We start from the raw sequence: 22370 nt of genomic DNA, 5'->3' as shown, positions 1-22370 counted from the left end.
GCTTACCTTTTGCATCGAATCAAGTATACTTGCACGCGAATTTAAAGCGCCAAATTGTAAAAAGGAAATTCACGTGAATCCTATTGTAAAGTCATTCCAGTACGGTCAACACACCGTCACTCTGGAAACCGGTGTGATGGCCCGTCAAGCCACTGCGGCCGTCATGGTCAGCATGGACGATACCTGCGTATTTGTGACCGTCGTTGGCAAGAAAGAGGCCGATCACGGCCGTGATTTCTTCCCGCTGACCGTCAACTACCAGGAGCGTACCTATGCTGCTGGTCGTATCCCGGGTGGTTTCTTCCGTCGTGAAGGTCGCCCGAGCGAAGGCGAGACCCTGATCTCCCGTCTGATCGACCGTCCTATTCGTCCGCTGTTCCCGGAAGGCTTCCTCAATGAGGTTCAGGTGGTTGCCACCGTCATGTCCGTGAACCCGGCCGTCTCTCCCGACATCGTTGCCATGATCGGTGCCTCCGCGGCACTGGCCATTTCCGGCATCCCGTTCGGCGGCCCGATCGGTGCAGCCCGCGTGGGTTACATGAACGGTCAGTACGTGCTGAACCCGACCACTACCGAACTGCCCCAGAGCGATCTGGATCTGGTGGTTGCTGGTACCGCCAACGCCGTGCTGATGGTGGAATCCGAAGCGGCCATTCTCTCCGAAGAGGTGATGCTGGGCGCCGTGGTCTTTGGTCACGAGCAGATGCAGGCCGTCATCAACGCCATCAACGAATTCGCTGCCGACGTCGGCACCAAGCCGTGGAACTGGACTGCGCCTGCCGTCAACGAAGCGCTGAAAGCCAAGGTTGCCGAGCTGGCGACAGCTGAGCTGGGTGAAGCCTACCGCATCACCGAGAAGGCCGTGCGTTACGAAACCATCGGTGCCATCAAGGCTCGCGTGGTTGAACAAGTCATCGCTTCCGGCGTGGAAGAAGATGCCAAGAAGATCGGCGAAGAGTTCCACAGCCTGGAAAGCCGCATCGTCCGTGGTCGCGTCGTTCGTGGCGAGCCGCGTATCGATGGTCGCGATCCGGAAATGATCCGCGCCCTGTCCGTCGCCACCGGCGTACTGCCGCGTGCCCACGGCTCCGCCCTGTTCACCCGCGGTGAAACCCAGGCCATGGTCGTTGCGACCCTGGGTACCGAGCGTGACGCCCAGAACATCGACGAGCTGACTGGCAACCGCGCCGATCGCTTCATGCTGCACTACAACTTCCCGCCATACTGCGTCGGCGAGACCGGCATGATGGGTAGCCCGAAGCGCCGCGAAATCGGTCACGGCCGTCTGGCCAAGCGCGGCGTTGCTGCCGTGATGCCGAGCGCCGACGAGTTCCCGTACGTGGTACGCGTGGTCTCTGAAATCACCGAATCCAACGGCTCCTCCTCCATGGCCTCCGTCTGTGGTTCCTCCCTGGCGCTGATGGACGCCGGTGTGCCGATCAAGGCCTCCGTTGCCGGTATCGCCATGGGTCTGGTGAAGGAAGAAGAAGGTTTCGTCGTGCTGTCCGACATCCTGGGTGACGAAGATCACCTGGGCGACATGGACTTCAAGGTTGCCGGTACCACCGAAGGTGTGACCGCCCTGCAGATGGACATCAAGATCGAAGGCATCACCAAAGAGATCATGGAGATTGCCCTGAAGCAAGCTCGTGGTGCTCGCCTGCACATCCTGAAAGTGATGGACGAAGCCATCCAGGCGCCGCGTGCCGAGATCTCCGATTTCGCCCCGCGCATCCACACCATCAAGATCAACCCGGAGAAGATCAAGGACGTCATCGGCAAGGGTGGTTCCGTGATCCGCGCCCTGACCGAAGAGACCGGCACCAACATCGAGCTGGATGATGACGGTACCGTCCGCATCGCCGCCGTTGACGGTGACGCCGCCAAGGAAGCGATCCGCCGCATCGAGGCCATCACCGCCGAGATCGAAGTGAACCGCATCTACGAAGGCAAGGTCGTCCGTCTGGCCGACTTCGGCGCTTTCGTCAACATCCTGCCGGGCAAAGACGGTCTGGTACACATCTCCCAGATCACCGATGCACGCGTGCAGAACGTGGCCGACTACCTGAAGATCGGTGACGTGGTGAAGGTGAAGGTACTGGAAGTGGACCGTCAGGGCCGCGTACGTCTATCCATCAAGGAAGCGAACGCCCCGACCGAAGCTGCCGCCGCTCCGGCTGCCGTTGCCGTTGAAGAGCCGGCTGCCGAATAAGTCGCCGAGCCGTGAAAAAGCCGACCTCAGGGTCGGCTTTTTTTATATTCGTGGCCTGATGTTGTCTCTCTTGAGGCCCCTTATTATAACGAAAGGCTTCTCGCGCGACGGGCAACAAGGAGCAGTGTGATGTCGTGGGCCCTCCTCAGGCAGTTTCCTCCCCTGGTTTGGACCGTGATCCTGGGCACCTTCATGGTGCGCACCAGCTATTACATGGTCTGGCCGTTTCTCTCCATCTTGCTCTATCGGGAGTATGGTCTTTCGGCGACCGCCATCGGCGCCATGCTGGGGGCGACCGCAGCCATCTCCACTCTGGTCAGTTTCTATGGCGGCTGGCTCTCCGACAAGCTGGGGCGGCGCAACATCCTGCTGGCGGGCTGCCTAGTCTCGGTGCTCTGCTACGGTCTGCTCGGCTTTTCCCACTCTGTATTCTGGCTCGGGCTCGGGGTGCTCGGCAGCGGCCTCTCCTCCGGTCTCATCGATGCGCCCGGCAAGGCGTTGATGGCTGACAGCCTGGCTTCGGCCAAGGCCCGCGAGCTGGCGCTGCACCTGCGTTACTTTCTGCTCAACCTGGGGGCGGCCCTCGGCCCCTTGCTGGGGGTGACCCTGGGCATCAATGCCCAGCAGCAGACCTTCCTGCTGCTCAGCGGCAGCTATCTGCTGCTGGGGGCTGCCTTCCTCTGGGGATTTGCGCAAAGCAGGGTTGCGGTGACCCGTGGCAACGAGCTGGGCTTGCGGGTGGCCATCAAGGTGCTGTGGCGGGATCGGGGCTTCTTGCTGCTGGTGCTGGCCAACCTGCTGATGAACCTGGTCTATTCCCAGTTCCACTCACCGCTGGTGCAGTACCTGACCCGGACCGGGACCCCGGAGGTGGCAAGCCTCATCGCCATCCTGGTAGCCACCAATGCCCTGACCGTGGTGCTGTTGCAGTTTCCCCTGCTGCATCTGCTGGCCCGCTGGCCGGGCAAGGTGCGCCTGCAGGTCGGCATCACCCTGTTTCTGGGGGCTCAGGTGCTGTTTGCGCTGGGGGATCCGCAGCAGTGGTCGCACTGGATCGGCGCCGTGCTGATGCTGAGCGTGGGGGAGACCATACTGTTCCCGCTGCTCAACGTGCTGATCGATCAGATGTCGCCCCCGCATCTGAAGGGGAGCTACTTCGGGGCCGGCGCGCTGGCCGGGCTGGGTGGCGCCATCGGCGCCCTGCTGGGAGGCTGGATCCTTGCCCAGTGGAACGGGCAGCTGCTCTATGCGTTGATGGCGCTGCTCTGTCTGCTGACCTTCCTGCTCTATGAGTGGGGCGCCCGCATTCCGCGCCCCGAGCTGGCCCGGGCCAACCCGGGTCAGTGAGTACCTTTCTGGGCGACCTGTTTCATCGCCTTCTTGGCGGCATACATGCGCTCGTCCGCCAGCCGGATCAGGCTGTTGCCCTCGTCGAACTGCACCGGCCCGGTCTGCACCAGCCCTATGCTGAGGGTCACGTCACCGGTCCGTTCGGCCAGTGTCTTGTTGAGACGGGGCAGGAAGACGTCCCTGGCCTGATCCTCGTTGCAGTTGGGCAGGATCAGGCAGAATTCGTCCCCGCCGTAGCGGAAGCAGCTATCTTCCACCCGCGACACCTGGCGAATGCAGTCGCCGACGATGCGCAGGATCTCGTCCCCCCGCTGATGGCCCTGGGTGTCGTTGATCTGCTTGAAGTCATTGATGTCGAGGTAGGCGATGACCACAGGCTCGGAGCGACGCTGGCAGGTGCGCAGGGTGCGGGTGAGGTTCTCCTGCAGATGGCGCACGCTGAGCAGGCCGGTGAGGGCATCGGTCCGGCTCATCTCCTCCAGCTGTTGGGTGCGTTCGCGTACCTTCTCCTCCAGCGCCTTGGCGTAAAGCTCGGATTTCTCCTTGGAGGACTCGATCTCCGACACCAGGCTGCGGATATAGGTCTCAAACACCAGGGTGATGTCGAACAGGAACAGCTTGTCGAGGGCGGTGAGCATGGTGACCCGCTCCTGCTCGCTGGGGATCTGGGTGAAGATATCCTCGATGAGCAGCCCTTTCAGGGTATTGATGGCGGCCAGGTAGAGCTTGGGTTCCACCCCGATCCGCTTGTGCACCAGCCCGATGCGCAGCCGGTTGTTGACGTACTCCAGGTCATACAGGCCGCTGAACAGGTCGAGAATGTAGCGGCGCTGGGCCGCCCGCAACCGGGTCAGGGTGTCGGCGTCGCCGATCAGCAGGGCAATCTCGGTGATCCCGGTCTGCAGGGTGTAGAACTTGTCGACCAGGGCGTCGATGTGGGGCTCGATCTTGGGACGATAGCTGGCGAGCAGGAGGAAATCCTGCTCGTCCAGCAGCAGCAGCTCCTTGCGATGGGCGATTTCGAACTCTGTGATCCGCATCTGTTCCAGCAGCGTCTGTTCGGTTGGGTTCATGACAGTTTCCCGAGCAAAAATAAAGGCGCACACATTGTTATGTAATTGACAGTGTAGACATTAACAGCCGGGAGCAGGTTTTCAAATGGCGCAGTGTTGTGACAGATCAACTCTGCGCCCATTTTTGCCTTGTGCTAGAAGGTGAGCACCTTGTGGGCGGCCAGAGTCCATTGGGCCAGCAGCGGCAGGGTGCCGATCTCGATCCCCTCTATGAGCGGCAGTGCCGTGATGCCGCGAGCATCGGTACAGGTCTTGCAAAGGCGGATGGTGACCCCCTGGGCCAGCAGGATCTCCAGCATCTGGCGCAGGTTGTAGCCCTCGGCCGGGGCCTGGCCCGCCAGGGCGGCGCTGACCGCGTCGGACATCAGAAACAGTTTCAGGCTGGTACCGCCCTGTTCGCCCAGGGCGATGGCCAGGCGCAGGGCATTGAACAGGGATTCGCTGCCATAGGGGGCGCCGTTGGCGATGATGACAATCTCTTGATTCATAACAGACTCCTTCATGAAAGTCGCCATTGTAGACCCAGCAGCCCACCATTGGCGTGACGTCGCACAAACTCTGTCGTAGCGGTTTGCCCGCGCCTTGACCCGGCCGGCCGAGTACGGTCTGATAGGCGGCCATCAAACATGACAGGGGAACGAGGTCGTTATGTGGAAGGTTATCGGAATGAGCATGCTGCTGTTGGCCGGTCAGGCCTACGGCAGCGAGGCTGTCGGTTGCAAGGCGCGCCAGCAGGCCGTCAAGGAGCAGCTGGCCATTGCCAAGGCGCACGACAACGGGGACCAGGTGGCCGGGCTGGAACGGGCCCTGCGCAATATCGAGACCCATTGCACCGATGCGGGCCTGTTCAAGGAGCAGCAGCAGCGGGTGGCCGAGCTCAAGGAGCAGGTCAACGAGCGGTTAGTCGAGCTGCAGAACGCCCGGGTGACGGGCAAGCCCGACAAGATCGCCAAGAAGCAGGCCAAGCTGGAAGAGGCCCAGACCAAATTGCTGGCCGCCCAGCGCGAGCTGGACGCGCTCAGCAAGCTGATCAAATCCTGATTTGTCGATAAAAAGAAGCCGGCGCAGCCCGGCTTCTTTTTTATCTCGTGTCTTCCGCCAGGGTGCTTCAGCTGCCGCGCCGGCCCACCATGTCGGCCGGCACCACCCAGGCATCGAACTGCTGCGCCGTGAGGTGACCGGAGGCGATGGCCGCCTCCCGCAGGCTGAGCCCCTCATGGTGGGCCCGTTTGGCGATCTCTGCCGCCTTGTCATAGCCGATATGAGGGTTGAGCGCCGTTACCAGCATCAGGGAGCGGGCCAGCAACTCGTCGATACGGGGTTGGTTCGGGCTGATGCCGACCGCGCAGTGATCGTGGAAGCTCTGCATGCCGTCCGCCAGCAGCCGCACGCTCTGCAGGAAGTTGTGGGCGATCATCGGCCTGAACACGTTGAGCTCGAAGTTGCCGCTGGCGCCGCCGATGTTGATGGCGACGTCGTTGCCCATCACCTGGGCGCACAGCATGGTGAGCGCCTCGCACTGGGTCGGGTTGACCTTGCCGGGCATGATGGAGGAGCCGGGCTCGTTCTCCGGGATGAGCAGCTCGCCGAGCCCGCTGCGGGGGCCGCTCGCTAGCCAGCGCACGTCGTTGGCGATCTTCATGAGGGACGCAGCGAGGGTCTTGAGGGCGCCGTGGCCATGGACCAGGGCGTCGCTGGCGGCCAGCGCCTCGAACTTGTTGGGGGCGCTCACCAGCGGCAGGCCGGTCTGTTCGGCCAGGGTGGCGGCCACCGCCTCGGCGAAACCGGGCGGGGTGTTGAGGCCCGTGCCGACGGCAGTGCCCCCCAGCGCCAGCTCGCACAAATGGGGCAGGGCGGCGCGGATATGGCGCTCCCCCTGCTCGAGCTGGGCCACCCAGCCGGAGAACTCCTGCCCCAGGGTGAGCGGGGTGGCATCCTGCAGATGGGTGCGGCCTATCTTGACGATGTCGTCGAAGGCAGCCGCCTTGCTGGCCAAGGTAGCGCTCAGGGTGGCCAGGGCGGGCAGCAGTTGCCGGGTGAGGGTGGTGACGGCGGCCAGGTTCATGGCGCTCGGGAAAACGTCGTTGCTGGACTGGCTCTTGTTCACCTCGTCGTTGGGGTGCACCAGTCGCCCCTCGCCGCGGGGGCCGCCGAGCAGCTCGCTGGCCCGGTTGGCCAGCACCTCGTTGAGGTTCATGTTGGTCTGGGTGCCGGAGCCGGTCTGCCATACCCGCAGCGGGAACTCCTCATCATGCTGGCCGCACAGGATCTCGTCGGCGGCGCTCATGATGGCCTGCGCCGTGCGGGCGGGCAGCAGCCCCTTGGCGTGGTTGACCCGGGCACAGGCTGACTTGATGCGGGCCAGCGCGTGGATCAGCGCCATCGGCTGGCGCTCGCCGGAGATATCGAAGTGCTGCAGGGAGCGCTGGGTCTGGGCTCCCCACAGCCGGTCGGCCGGCACGGCTATCTCGCCGAAGCTGTCGTGTTCACTCCTGCTCTTCATCTCGTTCTCCCTTCATTGCGAAAAAGGGGCGACATCCTGCGCCCCTGTCGAATTATCCGTCGGTCAGTGTCATTCAGCCGCGGGGGCGAAACGGCGTCAGCTCGGCCAGCGGCGCCGCCGTGGTGAACTCCTGGGTGGTCTCGGCGTACTTGAAGATCTTGAAGCCTTCGCCGCGGGCGCTCCAGTACTCGATCTGCTCACCACTTACCTGCAGCAGGCTCGCCTCGCGCAGGGCGACCACGTGTTCGCTCGGGTTGATGGCGCAGAACTCGGCCAGGCGCTCGTCGCGGGTCTCCCCCATGTGGCCGCTGATGCTGGCGTCCAGATAGTGGGGGTTGATCTGCAGCGGGAACAGCCCCAGCGCAGGCAGCACGGCGGCGCTGCAGACCGGCATGTCATTGGTGGTGCGAATGCTCGGGGTCGCCACGTTGCAACCGGCGCTCCAGCCCACATAGGGCGCGCCCCGCTCGCGCACGGCGCGCTGGATGGGCACCACCAGGCCGTTCTCGTGCAGCAGCTGGTTGAGGCGCCAGGTGTTGCCGCCACTGATGAAGATGGCCTCCGCCTGCTGGATGGCGTCCACCGGATCGTCGAACTGGTGGATGCTGATGGCCTCCACTCCTAGGCTCTCGCTGAGCTCCAGGGCACGGGCATCCCAGTCGCTGCGGATCACCGCGTAGGGGATCAGCAGGATGCGCTTGACCTGTTTGCGGGCGAGCAGGGTCTGCACCCGATCCCGGGCCCAGCCGAGCAGACCCGGGCATTCGGTGGCTTTGCCGTTGCTGAGAAGAAGCAGTTCCATGAAGCGTGTCCTCGATAAGTGAAAGCGCGAAGAGGTCACCGGCCCCGGCCGGGTGACGGAAGCCCCCATTCTAGCCCGATCCGGCGTCGGGTTCTGTGATCGACTCGCCATGTACCCTGATGAGACCGTTTTTTGACCAAAGAGAGGTCAGGCACTGATGGGCCTACGACTGGGGTCATGGTGCCGAGCGGGTGGCATATGGACGCGATGAGGCTGTAGAGCAGAGGAGATCCAGGGGTCTCTTTGAATTTCATCGGCGGCCACAAAAGCACAAGGGGACCCGCAGGCCCCCTTGGTCAGTCTGGCGCGATCAGTCGAGCTTGAAGTCGACCCACACCAGGCGGTGATCCGAGCTGACACCCTTGGCGATGCCCAGCTTGGCGTCATACACCAGGTGGTAGCCAGGCTCGAAGCTGGCCGGCCAGAACACGCCGGAGGCGACCGCGTTCAGGTTGGCGGAGGGCAGCACGTGGTCGAGCTGCAGGCCGCTGCTGCTGGTGATGCGCTCCGGAGTGGGGCGGTTGTTGTTGCGCTTGCACAGATCCGGCTGGCTGGCGAGGCACTCGGGGCCGCCCTGGCTGACCGGGATCAGGGCGCCGTTGGTGACGGCCTGGTTGACCAGCACATGGTTGTGCAGGTCCTGAATGGCGGTCAGGTCGCCATCGCCAATCTGGGGATCGGCGTTGAGATCGCCGGCGATGACGAACCTGGCGCCCGCGGGCAGGCCACCGGCCTTGCCGGCGTCATCCACCATGTAGCTGGCGGTCTCCACGTAATCCTGCCAGAAGGCGACTTCGGCCCGGTTGTGCTTGACGTTGTGGCGCGCCGCGTTGCCGAAGATGGGCGGAGTCGGGTGGGAGATGAGGAAGTGGATCACCTCCTCCTTGTTGCCGCGCTTGATGCGCACCGGCACATCGGCGTGGTTCTTGGACGAGAGCGGGAAGGCCTGCCAGGCGGCGTCGTCATACCAGGCATCGCCACACTGGCGGCCGGCCGGGATCGGCGCCTTGGCATTGTTGCAGTCGTCGATGACCGGGTTTGCTTCGCCCGGCATGTCCTTCCACTTGAATTTCTGGAAGGTGCGGATCTGCTTGGTATCGATGGGGTACTGGGACATCACGGCGAAGGCGTACTGGCCGTGGTAGTTGCCAAAGCCCCAGGCGTCGTCCGGCCCGTTGTTGACCTTGCCGTCCAGGTTGAGGTCATGGCCGCTCATCAGGCCGGTGTTGGTGGCGAAGTTCTGCAGCACCGGGTAGCTGATGGCCTTCACCTCGTCGTGCTGGGCATGGGCCAGGTAGTTGTCGTTGAAGGCTTTGAGGTCCTTGGTGTCGCTGCCCTTGCCGTCATTGTCGAATTCGTTGAGCAGGAACACGTCCGGCCGGGTGCGCTGGATGATTTCGGCGATGTTGCGGATCTGCTGCACGTCGAGGGCCTTGGTCTTCTCGGCGCCGCTCAAGGTGCCATCGGCGAGGCGGGCCAGCAGAGCATCCTGCTCGGTGCGACTGAGGGCCAGTTCACCGGCGAGCATGCCGGCGGCGGTGCGATCGAAGGAGAGATTGAAGGTAGCGAAGCGAACCATGGGGGTCGGGGTCTCGGAGTCATTATGGCTGTTACAGCCTGCCATCAATCCGAGGGAAATGGCAGCCGCGAGCAGGGACTTGCTGATATTTTTCATTGTAATATTCCGTAGCATCAATAAGTTATACCTTGCTCATGGGGAGCGAAGGAGGGCCCATTATAGGGATCCCGGCAGGCAGCCGGGCTCTGAATGGGCCAAAGTGTGAGACCATTCACAGAGCAAAACGGGGAGGCGAGATGAGTCGGCGACAAACGGCCCTGGTGGTCGAGGGGGGCGCCATGCGCGGCATTTTTGCCGCCGGGGTGCTGGATGCGTTTCTGGCCAAGGGGCGCACGGCGTTTGATCACTGCATCGGGGTATCGGCCGGGGCGGTCAATCTGGCGGCCTTTCTGGCCGGCCAGCAGGGGCGCAACCACAACGTCATCACCGACTACTCCTGCCGTCCCGAGTTCATCAACCTGGCCAAGTTCGTGCGCGGCGGTCACTGGCTCGATCTCGACTGGCTGTGGGCGATCACCATTCGCGAGTGCCGGCTCGATCTGGCGCGCTTTGCCGCCAACCCGGTGCCGCTGACGGTGGTGACTACCCGGGTAGCGGACGGCCAGGCCGCCTACCTCAGGGCCAACGCCGCCGAGCTGGAGCAGCAGATCAAGGCCTCCTGCTCGGTGCCGCTGGTCTACCGGGACTTCGTGCGCATCGACGGGGAGGCCATGACGGACGGCGGGGTGGCCGACTCCATTCCGGTGCGCCACGCCTATGAGCAGGGGGCGCGCGACATCACAGTGGTGCTCTCCCGCCCGTTGGGTTATCGCAAGCGGGCGCCGCGCCTGCCCGCCCTGCATCGCTACCTGCTGCGCGAGACGCCTGCGCTGGCTCGGGCCAGCCTGTCGCGCCATCAAAGCTACAACGATGCCATCGACTTCATCCGCCAGCCGCCGGCCGATTGCCGCATCCGGGTCATAGTACCGCCGGCAAACTTTCGGGTCGGCCGCATGACCACCGACCGGGCGAGGCTGGAGCAGGGTTACCGGATGGGCTGGCAGGCAGCTCTCGACTATCTGGCGGCGGAGCCGGTGCCGGCCTGAGGAGATTCGGTCGACCATAGGCAGCATCGCTGGGACGAGATGCAAAGAACCGGGGCCACCCGGTTTTTTGTGTCTGCGCCATCCCGGAACCCGGCCATGGCGCATCGGCTTATTATGTGAATAAATAATTGCTTGCGATATTTTCGGCGAAATGGTCACTATTATTCCGTTGAGCCGCTATCACTATTAAGCTCTGCTAAATAATGGCTGAGTCAACTTGTGACCAAATAAAATAATGGCTAGGGAACTTTTTGGGAAAAGGGCTTTTGGTAATCGATTAAATATTCATTATTTTGTTTTTATTCATATAGATAAATGTGAATTGCTTATGCGGTAAAGATTATTAGCGCAGGGTTGAAGCTGTTTACATCAATGGCGAATTGATAGCCTGACTTTATCTCGGCTACTGTCCCCTCTCGATTCGTTTGGGTAGCAAACGGATACGCAAATAATAACAACAGAGACTGGACGCATTGATAAAGAGTCATCTTTATTGATTTTAATCCTGCCAAAGGAGCCGGAATAATGAGTGGTTTATCTTCCCATCAAATTGCCCAGAATATATTTGCCGAGCTGTTGCCTTATCGCCGCCGCTTCCCCGATCCCATCCTGGATCGGCAGCAGGAGGAGGCAGAGGTGGCCGCCATCCAGATCCCCCGTCTGCAAGACTTCATCGAGCGGGGCGAGACCATCCTCTGCGTGTTGCCCGCCTTTCCCACCAAGTCGCCCAATCCTAACAAGGTGCTGGGCTCTCTGCCGGACATGGCGGAGCGGCTCTCCCTCAGTTTTCTCAACCACCTCTGCCAGCGCATCCAGCTGCACTACGCGCCCGGCATGCGGATCCTCATCTGCTCGGACGGCCACGTGTTCGGTGACCTCATCCGGGTGGCGGACCCGGCCATCGACGCCTATCAGGCCCATATCGAGCAGCTGATCCTGGAGCTGGGGGCGACCCATCTCGGGGTCTTCCACCTGGGGATGGTGGCGGGCATGGCCGAGTTTTGCGCCAGCCGCGACTTCGACACCCTGCGCGAACAGCTGGTGGAGCGCTACGCCGAGCCGCTGGAACTGATTGCCCAGGAGGTGAGAAGCACCGAGGAGGGCATTCGCCTCTATCGCGCCATGACCCGCTTCCTCTATGAAGACAGCCAGCTGCCGGACACCCCGCTCTCCAATACGGCGCTGCAGCGGGATGCCAAGGGGCGCACTCATGCGGTGATCCAGCGCAGCCGCGCCTGGGGCAACCTGCTGGCGGAGCGCTTCCCCGAGGCGATCCGCCTCTCCATCCACCCCCAGGCGAGCCACAGCCTGAAGATGGGCATCCACATGCTGCCGACCCGGGATGACTGGCTCACCCCCTGGCACGGGGTGGCGGCCAACCTGGATGGCCAGTTCGTGCTGATGAAGCGGCGCGACGTTCTGGCGATGGAGCATGAGCTGGTCCACATCCACGGCCGTCCGAGCCACTACCTGATCAACGGCAAGCAGGCCGCCGCCTGAGGAGTTTCCCATGACTGCATCCATCGTTACCCTCGGCGGCGAGCGCTGCCGCATCCTGCCGCAGGCCCCGTTCGGCCTGCTGATTGAGCCGGCCCGCAATGGCCAGCCGGTGCAGAGCCTGGCTATCGAGGCGCTGCGCGAGCTGGCCCGCCGCCACGGCGTGCTGATCCTGCGCGGGTTCGAGTCGGGCTTCACCGATCCCGAGCGGCTGACCCGCTACGGCGAGGAGTGGGGCGAGATCATGATGTGGCCCTTCGGCGCCGTGCTGGACGTGAAGGAGCACGAGAACGCCACCGACCACATCTTCGACTCCAGCTATGTGCCGCTGCACTGGGACGGCATGTACAAGCCGACCCTGCCCGAGTTCCAGCTGTTTCACTGCGTGCACGCCCCGGCGGCGGACGAAGGGGGGCGCACCACCTTCATCAATACCCGCCAGCTGCTCACCGAGCTGGACGGTGAGCGGCTGGCCCGCTGGGAGCGGGTGCACATCACCTATCGCATCAAGCAGGTGGTGCACTACGGCGGCCAGGTGAGCTCGTCGCTGCTGGTGCCTCACCCGGTGAGCGGCGAGACAGTGCTGCGCTACAACGAGCCGCCGCGCGAGGGAGTGCGTTTTCTCAACCAGCATGCCCTCGACATCGAGGGGGTGGCGCCGGCCGAGCAGGCCGCCTTCCTGCAGGATCTTCACGAGCGGCTCTACGATCCGCGCTACTTCTATGCCCACCAGTGGCAAGGGGGAGATGTGGTGATCGCCGACAACCTCGGCCTGCTGCACGGCCGCGAGGGGTTCACCGCCCGCTCCGCCCGCCACATCCAGCGGGTCCACATCCAGGCCAGCCCGGTCTGCCTCAACCCGGCGCTGGCGCCGCAAGGGGCGGCGTGATGGCGACCCTGTTGCTGGCGGCCACCGCCACCCCGGGCCACGTCAATCCCATGCTGGCGGCGGCTCGCCAGCTGGTGGCGCAGGGGCATAGAGTGCTGATGCTGTGCGGCGCCCTGTTCGAGCGGCACATCCGTGACACTGGCGCCGAGTTCGTGCCCTTCGCCCCCGAGGTGGACTTTGACTACCGGTCGCTGGAGCGGCACTTTCCCGAGCGGGCCAGCCTGAGCGGTACCGCCCAGATGGCGCTGGCGCTCAAGCGTTTCTTCGCCGCCCCCATGGCGCAGCACGACAGGCAGCTGAGGGCGCTGATCGCGGCGGAGGGGGTGGATCTGCTGCTGGTGGAAAACGGCTTCTACGGCGTGCTGCCCTTGCTGCAGCAGCCCCATGGCCGGCCGGTGCCGATCCTGATGCTGGGGGTGAACCCTGTCTCTTACTCGAGTCCGGACGCCATCTTCTACGGCCCACGCATTCCCCCCGAGCTGCGCCGCTCCCTTGGCGAGCTGCCCTGGCTCGATGAGCCGACCCGGCAACTGCAAAGGGAGGTGCAACAGCGCTTTGATGCCGCCCTGGCCGAGGCGGGGGCGCCGCCGCTGACGGCCCCCTTCACCGACGTGATGGTGACGGCGCCCGATGCCTTCTTGCAGCTCTCCTGCGCCGGCTTTGAATACGAGCGGCCGGAGCTGGAGGGGGTGCTCCGTTATGTCGGCCCGCTGCTGCCACCCCGGCTTGAGCTGACGCCGCCTTGGTGGGAGAGGCTCGACGAGCGGCCGTTGGTCATCGTCAGCCAGGGCACCCTGGCCAATGTGGATCTGGGGCAGTTGCTGCTGCCGGCCATGCAGGGGCTGGCCGGCGACGAGCTGCAACTGCTGCTGACCACCGGCGGGCGGGATCCGGCGCTGCTGGGCGATGCCGTTCCGGCCAATGCCATCGTCACCGACCACGTGCCGTTCGAGCTGGCGCTGCCCCGCGCCGCCGCTCTGGTGACCAACGGCGGCTACGGCTCAGTGCAGTCCGCGCTGGCCCACGGGGTGCCGCTGGTGGTGGCGGGTACCGGAGAGGACAAGGCGGAGGTGGCGACCCGGGTGGCCTGGAGCGGTGCCGGCATCAATCTGCACAGCAACGAGCCGACGGCGGCCATGGTGGCCACGGCGGTACGCAAGGTGGTTGGCGAGCCGCGCTATCGGGCAAGGGCCCAACTGCTGGCCGACGAGATGGCGGCACTTGATGGCCGCGCCGCCATCGCCGCGAGCGTGGCGGATCTGCTCGGCGGACGACCTTGATAGCGTGATGAAGGGGAGGCCAGGCGGCCTCCCTTTTTGTTCAGCTTCTGCTCAGTTTGTGGCTGCTAGCGTGGCCATAATGACAGCAGGCTGCGCCAGTGGCGCCGGATGCGCTTTTTCATGCAAAAAAGAGCGTTTTCGACGTTGAAATTTTGGCCGACTCAGGAAAGAATGCGCGCTCGGTAATCGACCGCGGACGCCAGCTTCGGGCCCCGGCGCAACCGAGGATGACACGGCCTTCGGCCAACTTGGTACAGGAAACCACACAGGAATTTTATGAATCCCCTTCGCATTGCCGCTTCGGCTCTTTTATGTACGCTGGCACTGGCCGGCCAGCAGGCTGCCGCCGTTGAATACCAGCTGCCCGCCGCCAACAGCCGCCTGATCGGCGAGAACCAGGAATACGTGGTGCCCGCGGACAACCGTCCGCTGGAGCAGATCGCCTCTGACTTCCAGCTGGGTCTGACCAACATCATGGAAGCCAACCCGGGCGTCGACCCCTACCTGCCCAAGGCTGGCAGCAAGCTGATCATTCCCCATCAGCTGATCCTGCCGAACGCTCCCCGCGAAGGGATCGTCATCAACGTGGCCGAGATGCGTCTCTACTACTACCCGAAAGGCAAGAACGTGGTGCAGGTGCTGCCCATCGGCATCGGCCAGCTGGGGGTCAACACCCCGGAGAACTGGATCACCAAGGTTGAGCGCAAGCGTGCCAACCCGACCTGGACCCCGACCGAGAACATCCGTCGCCGCTACGCCGCCCAGGGCAAGACCCTGCCAGCGGTCTGGCCGGCCGGCCCGGACAACCCCATGGGCCTGCATGCGCTCTACATCGGCAACCTGTACGCCATTCACGGCACCAACGCCACCTTCGGCATCGGCCTGCGGGTGAGCAGCGGTTGTGTGCGCCTGCGTGCCGACGACATCAAGTACCTGTTCGACAACGTGCCGGTCGGTACTCGCGTCCAGTTCGTCAACCAGCCGGTCAAGACCACGGTCGAGCCGGATGGCAGCCGCTACATGGAAGTGCACGAGCCGCTGTCACGCACCGAGGCGGAGTTCAACTCCACCGCCTCCGTGCCGCTGCCCATGACCCCGGCCACCACCCGTTTCATCGCCCACGCTGAGAGCGACTCCAACGTGGTCAAACAGGTGCTGGAACAGCGTACCGGCATGCCGACCCGTCTCAACCCGCAGGTCTGATGACCCGGGAGACTGACTCATGCACAACGGCGACCATCAGGTCGCCGTTGTTGTTTCTGGGGGCAGCCGTCGTCAGCCGGCCGGCGGGGCATAGAGGGCCAGCCAGTTGCCCTCGGTATCTTCGATGATGACCCGGGAGCCATGGCCGCTGCCGATGCTGTGCAGGGGCTCGAGCACTCGTCCGCCGATGCTGGGCACCAGCTGCTCGGCCTCCTGCAGGCGATCGCCCAGGGCGAGGTAGATGAGGGGGCCCGAGTGCCCCGGCTGGTGGTACTTGTCCATGGGGCCGAGACAGGCCGCCGCGTTGTTGCCGTCGTGGCGCAGCATGGCGAAGCGGATCTCCTCCTGTATCGGCGTGACCGGCACGTCGAGCAGGGCCGAGTAGAAGGCCATGGCGCGCTCCAGATCCCGTGTCGGAATGTCGGCCCAGACCAGGGTATTGTCCATCTTGATGATCTCCTGCATGTGCCGGCCGATGCGACCGGCGGCTCTGTTCCTTGCTGACGACCTCTCGCGGCAGGTCGTAGACAGCTTCTTAGAGGTTAGGAGTGGCCCATGAGGGGCGCCAGAGCTAAAAAAGCGGCGCCATCAGGCGCCGCTTTCGGGTGGGGAACTGGAGGTTTTTTCCCTCGATATACAGTTACTTGCCGGCGATGCTCAATCCGCCAAAGCGGATAAGCGGCGCATAGAAGCTCTTGCCATCGTCGTGGTGCAGCAGGTTGCCGACCGCTTCCAGCTCACTCAGCAGGCGATAGAAGTTGCCTGCTACCGTGATGCCGCGTACCGGTGCCACCCGCACGCCGTCCCGGCACAGGAAACCGGAGGCGCCGAACGAGAAGTCGCCGCTCACCGCATCGGCGCCGGAGTGCAGGCCGTCCAGCTTGACCAGCTCCAGATACTCGCCTGCTTGCGCCTCGGCCTCGCTGTGGGGGCCGAGCCCGAACACCAGGTGGCGCGGGCTGACATCCAGCGCACTGCGGGCGCTGCGGGCCGCCGAGCCGTTGCTGGCCACACCGAAGTGGCGGGCGGTGGCGCTGTTGTGCAGCAGGGTCTTGAGCTCCCCTTCGCCGATCAGCAGCAGATCCCGGGTGGCGGCACCCTCGCCATCGAAGGCCTTGATGTGCATGCCGCCCGGCATATAGGCCCGGCTCTCCAGGGTGAGCCAGCGGGAAGCCACGCTTTGGCCCAGCTTGACCCGCCAGGGGTTGATCCCCTGCTGGGCCCACTTGCCCGACAGCGCTGCCTGAAAGCAGCCGAACAGGCTGGCCAGGGCATTGGTGTCGAAGATGGCGCTGTAGTGACCGCTCGGCACCGCGTCTCCCGCCAGCAGGCCGTCGGCCACGGCGTGGATCTGCTGGATGAGGGTCTGGCTGTCCAGCGCATCGAAGCGGCGCTCATACTGCCCCTGGGAGAACATGGACTGACGGCCGTCGCGCTCGATGAGGGCTGAGCTGTAGCAGCCGACGCTGAATGCCTGGTGCTGGCAGAGGCTGCCCTGGCTGTTGGCGAGCCACAGCCGGCCCTCTCCCTCGAAGAAGCTGTTGTAGGGGGCGCCGGTCACGTCCGGCAGCGCCAGCATCTCCGATTCGAGGCGCAGGGCCAGGGCAATCTTCTCCTCCACTGGGGTGGTGTCGGGCTGATTGATCTCGGCGCAGTCGGTGGTGAGCCGGCTCTGCTGCACGGCGATGGTCTGATCCGGGTCCACCTTGGCGAAGCGGCTGGCATCCAGCGCATCCTGCACCATGGCGGCCAGCGCAGACTCGTCGAGAGACTCCGAATAGGCGATGCCGACCCGACCCTCTTTTATCAGCCGAATACCGATCTGCTGGCTGCTGGTGACCTTGTATTCGCTGAGTTCACCCTTGTCGGCCTTGAGAGAGAAGGCCTTGTCCTGGTTGGCGATGATGTCCGCCTCGGCACCGAGGTCGGCGACCTGGTCCAGCAAGCGGGCAAGCAGTTGGTTCATGTCGAGTTGGCTCATCAGGCGTTCCCTCCGACCAGAATGCTGTCAACCTTGAGCGGCGGCTGGCCGACCGAGGCAGGAATGGAGCCGGAGACCGAGCCGCACATGCCGGCGGAGAGGGCCAGATCGCGCCCCACCATGGAGATCTCCTTGAGCACCTGCGGGCCGGTGCCGATCAGGGTGGCCGACTTGAGGGGCCGGGTGATCTTGCCGTGTTCGATGAGGTAGGCTTCCTGCACGTTGAAGTTGAACTCGCCGGTGCCGGGTTGCACCGAGCCGCCCCCCATCCGCTTGGCATAGATGCCGTGCTCCACCGTCGCCAGCATGTCGTCCAGGTTGTGATTGCCCGGCTCGATATAGGTGTTGCGCATGCGCGAGGCCGGCGCGAACTTGTAGGATTCACGGCGCCCGGAGCCGGTACGGGCGTAGCCGGTGCGAAGGGCCCCCATCCGGTCCACCAGGAAGCCGGTGAGCACGCCATCCTTGATGAGCTGGGTGTGCTGGGTCGCCATTCCCTCGTCATCGACGTTGATGGAGCCCCAGGCGTTGCCCTGCAAGCCTTCGTCCACCGCGCTGACCACCGGATTGGCGATGAGCTGGCCCATCTTGTCGTGGAATACCGAGGCCTTCTTGGCCACCGAGGTGGTCTCCAGCAGGTGGCCGCACGCCTCGTGGAAGATGACGCCGCCAAAGCCGCTCTCCATGATGACCGGCAGCTTGCCGCTCGGGCAGGGGGCCGCCCCCAGCTTCACCAGCGCCTGGCGGGTGGCGGTGAGGGCCAGCTCGCGGGGATCGATACTGGCGGCGTGCTCCCAGCCCATCATGGCGCCGGGGGCTTCGTAACCGACGCTCTGTTCGCTGCCAAGGGCGGCGATGGTCTGGGCCATGATGCGGTTGTAGTGGCGGCGATCGCTTACCTGCACCCCTTCGCTGTTGAAGATCTCCACCTCCTGCTCCCAGCCCAGCACGTTGCCGGCAAACTGACTCACCTTGTCGCTCTCGGCGCGGGCCGCGGCATCCATGGCGTGCAGGTAGGCGATCTTCTGCTCCAGCAGCTTGTCGGCCGACAGGGGCAGGGCGATCGGGTTGCGATCGTTCAGGCGGGTGAAATCGAAGGCGGTGGCGGTGACCACGGGGTCACGCCTGTCCTTGGCCGCCAGCAGGGTGACGATGCGCAAGAGTTCGTTACGATCGGCCAGGTTGGTGTAGCCGTAGAGCACCTTGTGGCCGTAGCACAGGCGTACGCCGATGCCGAAATCGAGGCCACCGCTGATGTTTTCTATCTGGCTGGAGAGCAGGCTGAGCTGGCTGCGGCGCTTGCGCTCCACAAACAGCTCGGCGAAGTCGGCACCCAGCGCCAGCGCGTGATCGAGCACGTCGCGGGCGATGGCGGGGGCCAACAGGGAGAATGGGGTCATAGAATGTCCTTTTCTGGTCTGTCCGTTTGCTTCCGACACCCGGCTGTGATTGTTATGGGGTGTCGCTTCCATTGTTGCAGACCAGCATAAAAAAGTCGCTATAGCGTCATACGATGATACCGATTGAGAAAATCGGTGCGATTTATGCGCCCGGTGGTCCGAAACCTGGGGCGGCAGGCGGGGAAGCGTCGCAGCTGACGTCTGTTCAATGGGCCTGTCACAAGGCCTTTTTCGACATGCCGTGCGGGAAGCGGGCGATGGCAGGGGGCCATCGCCACTGCTGTCAGAAAACCCGGCGTCACAGCAGTTCGTGGATCTCGCTCAAAATCTGGTCGACCCACTGCTCGATGCGCGATTCGGTCTGGTCGTACTGATTGGCGTCGTCGAGGGCCAGGCCGACGAAGTGACGACCATCGTCGATGAGCGCCTTGGAGGCGTCGAACTCGTACCCCTCGTTGGGCCAGTAGCCCACCAGCTTGACCCCCTTGGGCACCAGCTGGTCATGCAGCATGCCGAGGGCATCCTGGAACCATTCGCCATAGCCCAGCTGATCGCCGAGGCCAAACAGGGCGATGATGCGCCCCTCCAGATGCAGGTCGGCAATGTCTTCCCAGCGGGATTCCCAGTCCTCCTGCAGTTCGCCGAAGTCCCAGGTGGAGATGCCTAGGATCAGGATGTCGTACTCCTGCATGCGGATGAGGGGCACGTCCTTGATGTTGTGGAGATCGACCAGCTCCGGGCCAATGAGGGTGCGGATCTTCTCGGCGGCCATCTCGGTGTAGCAGGTGGTAGAGCCGTAAAACAAACCAATCTTCATCGCTCTTCTCTTGATCGCAGTAGGCAAGGGGCGTGACCGGCACAGCGGCGCCCGGGGTGGGCGCCAGTCTAGCAGATTGCCCGGCGCGCTTCACTTCTTGCCGGGCCATGGACAAGCCTGCCTTGCGGGCCGGGTGGGTCGACACGTTACAATGGGGGACTGTTTCCCTGAGCGCGGCGTACCATGAGCAAAGCTGAATCCCATCCCCTGATCGAGCCGTTTCTCGACGCCCTCTGGCTGGAGCGGGGCCTCTCCGACAACACGGTCAGCTCCTATCGCACCGATCTGGAAAAATTCTCCCTCTGGCTCGACGAGCAGGGGGGCTCCCTGCTGCTGGCCGGGCTGGACGACATCCAGCACTACCTCGCCTGGCGGGTGGACCAGCAGTTCGCGGCCAGCAGCACGGCCCGTTTCCTGTCGGCCCTGCGCCGCTTCTACCAGTATCTCAATCGGGAGAAGCTGCGCAGCGACGATCCCACCGTGCTGCTGGAGGGGCCCAAGCTGCCCAAGAAGCTGCCATCGGATCTCAGCGAAGCCGAGGTGGAGGCGCTGCTGCAAGCGCCGCTGGTGGATGACCCGCTGGAGCTGCGCGACAAGGCGATGCTCGAGCTGCTCTACGCCACCGGGCTGCGGGTCTCCGAGCTGGTGGGGCTGACCGCCGAGCATGTCAGCCTGCGCCAGGGGCTGGTGCGAGTGGTGGGCAAGGGCAACAAGGAGCGGCTGGTCCCCATGGGGGAGGAGGCGGTGTACTGGCTGGAGCGTTACTACCGTGAGGGGCGCGGCCTGCTGCTGGGGGGCACCAGCTCGGACGTGGTGTTCCCCTCCAAGCGGGCCCAGATGATGACCCGCCAGACCTTCTGGCACCGCATCAAGCTCTATGCCCTGCGGGCCGGCATCAGCGGGGAGCTATCTCCCCACACCCTGCGCCACGCCTTCGCCACCCACCTGCTCAACCACGGCGCCGACTTGCGGGTGGTGCAGATGCTGCTGGGTCACGCGGATCTCTCCACCACCCAGATCTACACCCACGTGGCCAACGAGCGGCTCAAGGCGCTGCACGGCCAGCACCACCCGCGCGCCTAGGCCAGACAGAGGCGATCTTTCCCCTCCTGCTTGGCGCGATAGAGGGCGGCATCCGCCTGGGCCAGCACCTCGGCGGGCGGGGCATCCAGCGCCTCGGCCAGCCCGCCGCTGAAGGTGACGGTCAAGCCCGGTTCGCGCCAGTTCTGCGTGGCCATGGCGCGGCGCCACTGATCCATCTGCTGCTGTGCCTCCTTAAGCCGCCCCTGCTCGAAGATGGCGACCAGCTCCTCGCCGCCAAAGCGGCAGAGGGTGGCCTTGCCCTCCAGCAACTGGCTGCCCAGGGAGGCGGTGCGTCTGAGCACGCTGTCGCCGGCGGGGTGGCCATGACGGTCGTTGATCTGCTTGAAGTTGTCGATGTCGATGATGGCCAGCACATAGGGGCTATGTTGCTGGTGCAGCTCGCTCAGCAGGGTGTCCATGTAGCGGCGGTTGTAGAGCCCGGTCAGGGCATCGCGCTGGGCCTTCTCGCTCTCCGCCTGCATCTGGTCGGAAATCAGGGTGATCTCGTCCTCCAGCTCCTCGATGCCCGGAATGCGGGGGATGATGAGGGGCTGTCCCGGCGGGGTGATCCGCAACTGGCGCACCACCTGCACCAGCATGCCGATGGTGTTCTCCAGCCGCTGATGGAAGATGACGGCCACCAGGATGAACATGACCAGCGACAGCAACAGCCCCATCATCATGTTGGGCAGCAGCTCCCTGATGACGAAGGAGTTGCTGAAGGGGTAGATGATGATGACTTGCCAGCCGGGGTTGTTGGCCAGGGTGTAGTAGGCGATGAGTTCGTCATCCTGGCTCTGGATCGCGCCATTTTTCCCCTGGAGCTGGGATAACCAGGGCTCGTCTAGCGGGGTGGCGTTCAGCAGCGGGTTGCTGTGCGCCACGATGCGCTGATACCTGCGATCGTAGAGCTGGTAGGTCATCTGCTTGCCGCCCTGCAGCATGCGCCCGATCCGGTCCGAGACTCGCGACAGCTCGACGTCCAGACCAATCACGGCCACTATCTTGCCGCTGTGGTTCAAGACCGCCCGCGACAGGGTCACCACCGGGATGTGCTGGACGGTGTCGAGATAGGGGGCACTCCAGATATTGATACCCGGCGTATGGATGGCCTCCAGATACCATGCCTGTTTGGCCATTGCCTGGGGGGAAGGGGGGAGCTGATGGTTGAAGTTGACCAGGGTATTGTCCCGCTGCACATAGTAGAGCCCCTTCAGCAGGCTGCCCGAGCGGCTGAGCTGCTGCCACACCGAGTAGTGCCGCGCCCGCATTTCCGGCGGGAGCACGCCGTCATGGTTGGCGAGATCCACCGCCAGAATATTGAGTTGCTCTTCGACCGAGCTCAGCGCGTTGTCCCATTGCTGGGCCGTACTGCTGCTGAAAAATTCCATGCGCTCGCGTACTACGTTCTGTTGTTTGATGAAAAACAGATAGAGGTTGCTGGCTGTCATCAATAGCAGGGGCAGGGAGAGCAACAGCAAATAGCGCAGAATGAAACCATGTTTCGCTCTGGTCTTCACTGTCGGGGATGTCATGGCGATGATTCCTGTAGGTTTACATTCATTCAAGCATGATGTGCGTGGGATGGGGGGCGGATGCAGATCAGGGTCTGGGTG

At 63.8% G+C, this 22370-nt stretch carries 19 protein-coding genes; 9 read left to right on the top strand and 10 right to left on the bottom strand.

Annotated features, from left to right (window positions below; all coding sequences use genetic code 11):
* The first annotated feature begins 73 nt into the window (after positions 1-73).
* Together pnp and AB5Y98_RS06635 are read left to right on the top strand one after the other, a co-directional pair.
* Positions 74-2212: a polyribonucleotide nucleotidyltransferase gene (gene pnp / locus AB5Y98_RS06640; RefSeq protein WP_005298164.1), complete on the top strand. Its 2139-nt coding sequence runs from the start codon at positions 74-76 to the stop codon at positions 2210-2212.
* A gap of 129 nt (positions 2213-2341) precedes the next feature.
* On the top strand, positions 2342-3559 hold the full coding sequence (locus AB5Y98_RS06635) for an MFS transporter (protein ID WP_368231571.1): 1218 nt from the start codon (positions 2342-2344) through the stop codon (positions 3557-3559).
* On the opposite strand, the gene AB5Y98_RS06630 is transcribed toward AB5Y98_RS06635, so the two are convergent.
* Together AB5Y98_RS06630 and AB5Y98_RS06625 are read right to left on the bottom strand one after the other, a co-directional pair.
* A complete protein-coding gene (locus tag AB5Y98_RS06630; protein ID WP_010633118.1) occupies positions 3553-4635 on the bottom strand; it encodes a protoglobin domain-containing protein in 1083 nt (360 codons plus the stop codon). The genes AB5Y98_RS06635 and AB5Y98_RS06630 overlap by 7 nt on opposite strands.
* Before the next feature lie 134 nt (positions 4636-4769).
* Positions 4770-5123, bottom strand: coding sequence for a DsrE/DsrF/TusD sulfur relay family protein (locus tag AB5Y98_RS06625; RefSeq protein ID WP_005298170.1), 354 nt, complete (start codon positions 5121-5123; stop codon positions 4770-4772).
* Positions 5124-5301: 178 nt separating this feature from the next.
* Here AB5Y98_RS06625 and AB5Y98_RS06620 point away from each other — a divergent pair, with 178 nt between their 5' ends.
* On the top strand, positions 5302-5676 hold the full coding sequence (locus AB5Y98_RS06620; RefSeq protein WP_010633120.1) for a DUF1090 domain-containing protein: 375 nt from the start codon (positions 5302-5304) through the stop codon (positions 5674-5676).
* A 67-nt stretch (positions 5677-5743) separates the two neighbouring features.
* On the opposite strand, the gene fumC is transcribed toward AB5Y98_RS06620, so the two are convergent.
* The 3 genes from fumC to AB5Y98_RS06605 form a co-directional block, all read right to left on the bottom strand.
* A complete protein-coding gene (gene fumC / locus AB5Y98_RS06615; RefSeq protein ID WP_368231570.1) occupies positions 5744-7138 on the bottom strand; it encodes a class II fumarate hydratase in 1395 nt (464 codons plus the stop codon).
* Positions 7139-7211: 73 nt separating this feature from the next.
* Complete coding sequence (pepE, locus tag AB5Y98_RS06610; protein WP_368231569.1) at positions 7212-7940, bottom strand: dipeptidase PepE; 729 nt, start codon at positions 7938-7940, stop codon at positions 7212-7214.
* Positions 7941-8250: 310 nt separating this feature from the next.
* A complete protein-coding gene (locus AB5Y98_RS06605) occupies positions 8251-9615 on the bottom strand; it encodes an endonuclease/exonuclease/phosphatase family protein (protein WP_368231568.1) in 1365 nt (454 codons plus the stop codon).
* A 140-nt stretch (positions 9616-9755) separates the two neighbouring features.
* On the opposite strand from AB5Y98_RS06605, the gene AB5Y98_RS06600 reads away from it, so the two are divergent.
* The 5 genes from AB5Y98_RS06600 to AB5Y98_RS06580 all read left to right on the top strand — a co-directional run bounded on the left by AB5Y98_RS06600 (position 9756) and on the right by AB5Y98_RS06580 (position 15473).
* Positions 9756-10604, top strand: a complete 849-nt coding sequence (locus AB5Y98_RS06600; protein ID WP_042049666.1) for a patatin family protein — start codon at positions 9756-9758, stop codon at positions 10602-10604.
* Between the two features lie 525 nt (positions 10605-11129).
* Positions 11130-12104 carry an L-tyrosine/L-tryptophan isonitrile synthase family protein gene (locus AB5Y98_RS06595; RefSeq protein ID WP_042006910.1) on the top strand — a complete coding sequence of 325 codons (975 nt, stop codon included), beginning with the start codon at positions 11130-11132 and terminating at the stop codon, positions 12102-12104.
* A 10-nt stretch (positions 12105-12114) separates the two neighbouring features.
* On the top strand, positions 12115-12990 hold the full coding sequence (locus tag AB5Y98_RS06590) for a TauD/TfdA dioxygenase family protein (RefSeq protein WP_368231567.1): 876 nt from the start codon (positions 12115-12117) through the stop codon (positions 12988-12990).
* Positions 12990-14270, top strand: coding sequence for a glycosyltransferase (locus AB5Y98_RS06585; RefSeq protein WP_368231566.1), 1281 nt, complete (start codon positions 12990-12992; stop codon positions 14268-14270). The genes AB5Y98_RS06590 and AB5Y98_RS06585 overlap by 1 nt, the downstream gene beginning before the upstream one ends.
* 276 nt (positions 14271-14546) lie before the next feature.
* Positions 14547-15473, top strand: a complete 927-nt coding sequence (locus tag AB5Y98_RS06580; protein WP_324043595.1) for a L,D-transpeptidase family protein — start codon at positions 14547-14549, stop codon at positions 15471-15473.
* Positions 15474-15545: 72 nt separating this feature from the next.
* On the opposite strand, the gene AB5Y98_RS06575 is transcribed toward AB5Y98_RS06580, so the two are convergent.
* The 4 genes from AB5Y98_RS06575 to fldB form a co-directional block, all read right to left on the bottom strand.
* Positions 15546-15938, bottom strand: coding sequence for a VOC family protein (locus AB5Y98_RS06575; protein WP_368231565.1), 393 nt, complete (start codon positions 15936-15938; stop codon positions 15546-15548).
* A 175-nt stretch (positions 15939-16113) separates the two neighbouring features.
* Entirely contained in the window at positions 16114-17454 is a 1341-nt protein-coding gene (locus tag AB5Y98_RS06570) for a TldD/PmbA family protein (RefSeq protein WP_368231564.1), read from the bottom strand.
* Positions 17454-18854, bottom strand: coding sequence for a TldD/PmbA family protein (locus AB5Y98_RS06565; protein ID WP_368231563.1), 1401 nt, complete (start codon positions 18852-18854; stop codon positions 17454-17456). The genes AB5Y98_RS06570 and AB5Y98_RS06565 overlap by 1 nt, the downstream gene beginning before the upstream one ends.
* Positions 18855-19152: 298 nt before the next feature.
* Positions 19153-19671, bottom strand: a complete 519-nt coding sequence (gene fldB, locus AB5Y98_RS06560) for a flavodoxin FldB (RefSeq protein ID WP_005298196.1) — start codon at positions 19669-19671, stop codon at positions 19153-19155.
* Between the two features lie 183 nt (positions 19672-19854).
* Here fldB and xerD point away from each other — a divergent pair, with 183 nt between their 5' ends.
* Positions 19855-20754 (top strand): site-specific tyrosine recombinase XerD, encoded by a 900-nt coding sequence (xerD, locus tag AB5Y98_RS06555; protein ID WP_017783707.1) that lies wholly within the window; start codon positions 19855-19857, stop codon positions 20752-20754.
* Here xerD and AB5Y98_RS06550 read toward each other — a convergent pair.
* Positions 20751-22289, bottom strand: coding sequence for a diguanylate cyclase (locus tag AB5Y98_RS06550; RefSeq protein WP_368231562.1), 1539 nt, complete (start codon positions 22287-22289; stop codon positions 20751-20753). The genes xerD and AB5Y98_RS06550 overlap by 4 nt on opposite strands.
* Positions 22290-22370: the final 81 nt, after the last annotated feature.

The organism is Aeromonas sp. s3 (assembly GCF_040907805.1).
GTDB lineage: Bacteria > Pseudomonadota > Gammaproteobacteria > Enterobacterales > Aeromonadaceae > Aeromonas > Aeromonas dhakensis.
Note: the sequence above shows the minus strand (reverse complement) of the source record. Positions and strands in the feature narration are given on the sequence as shown.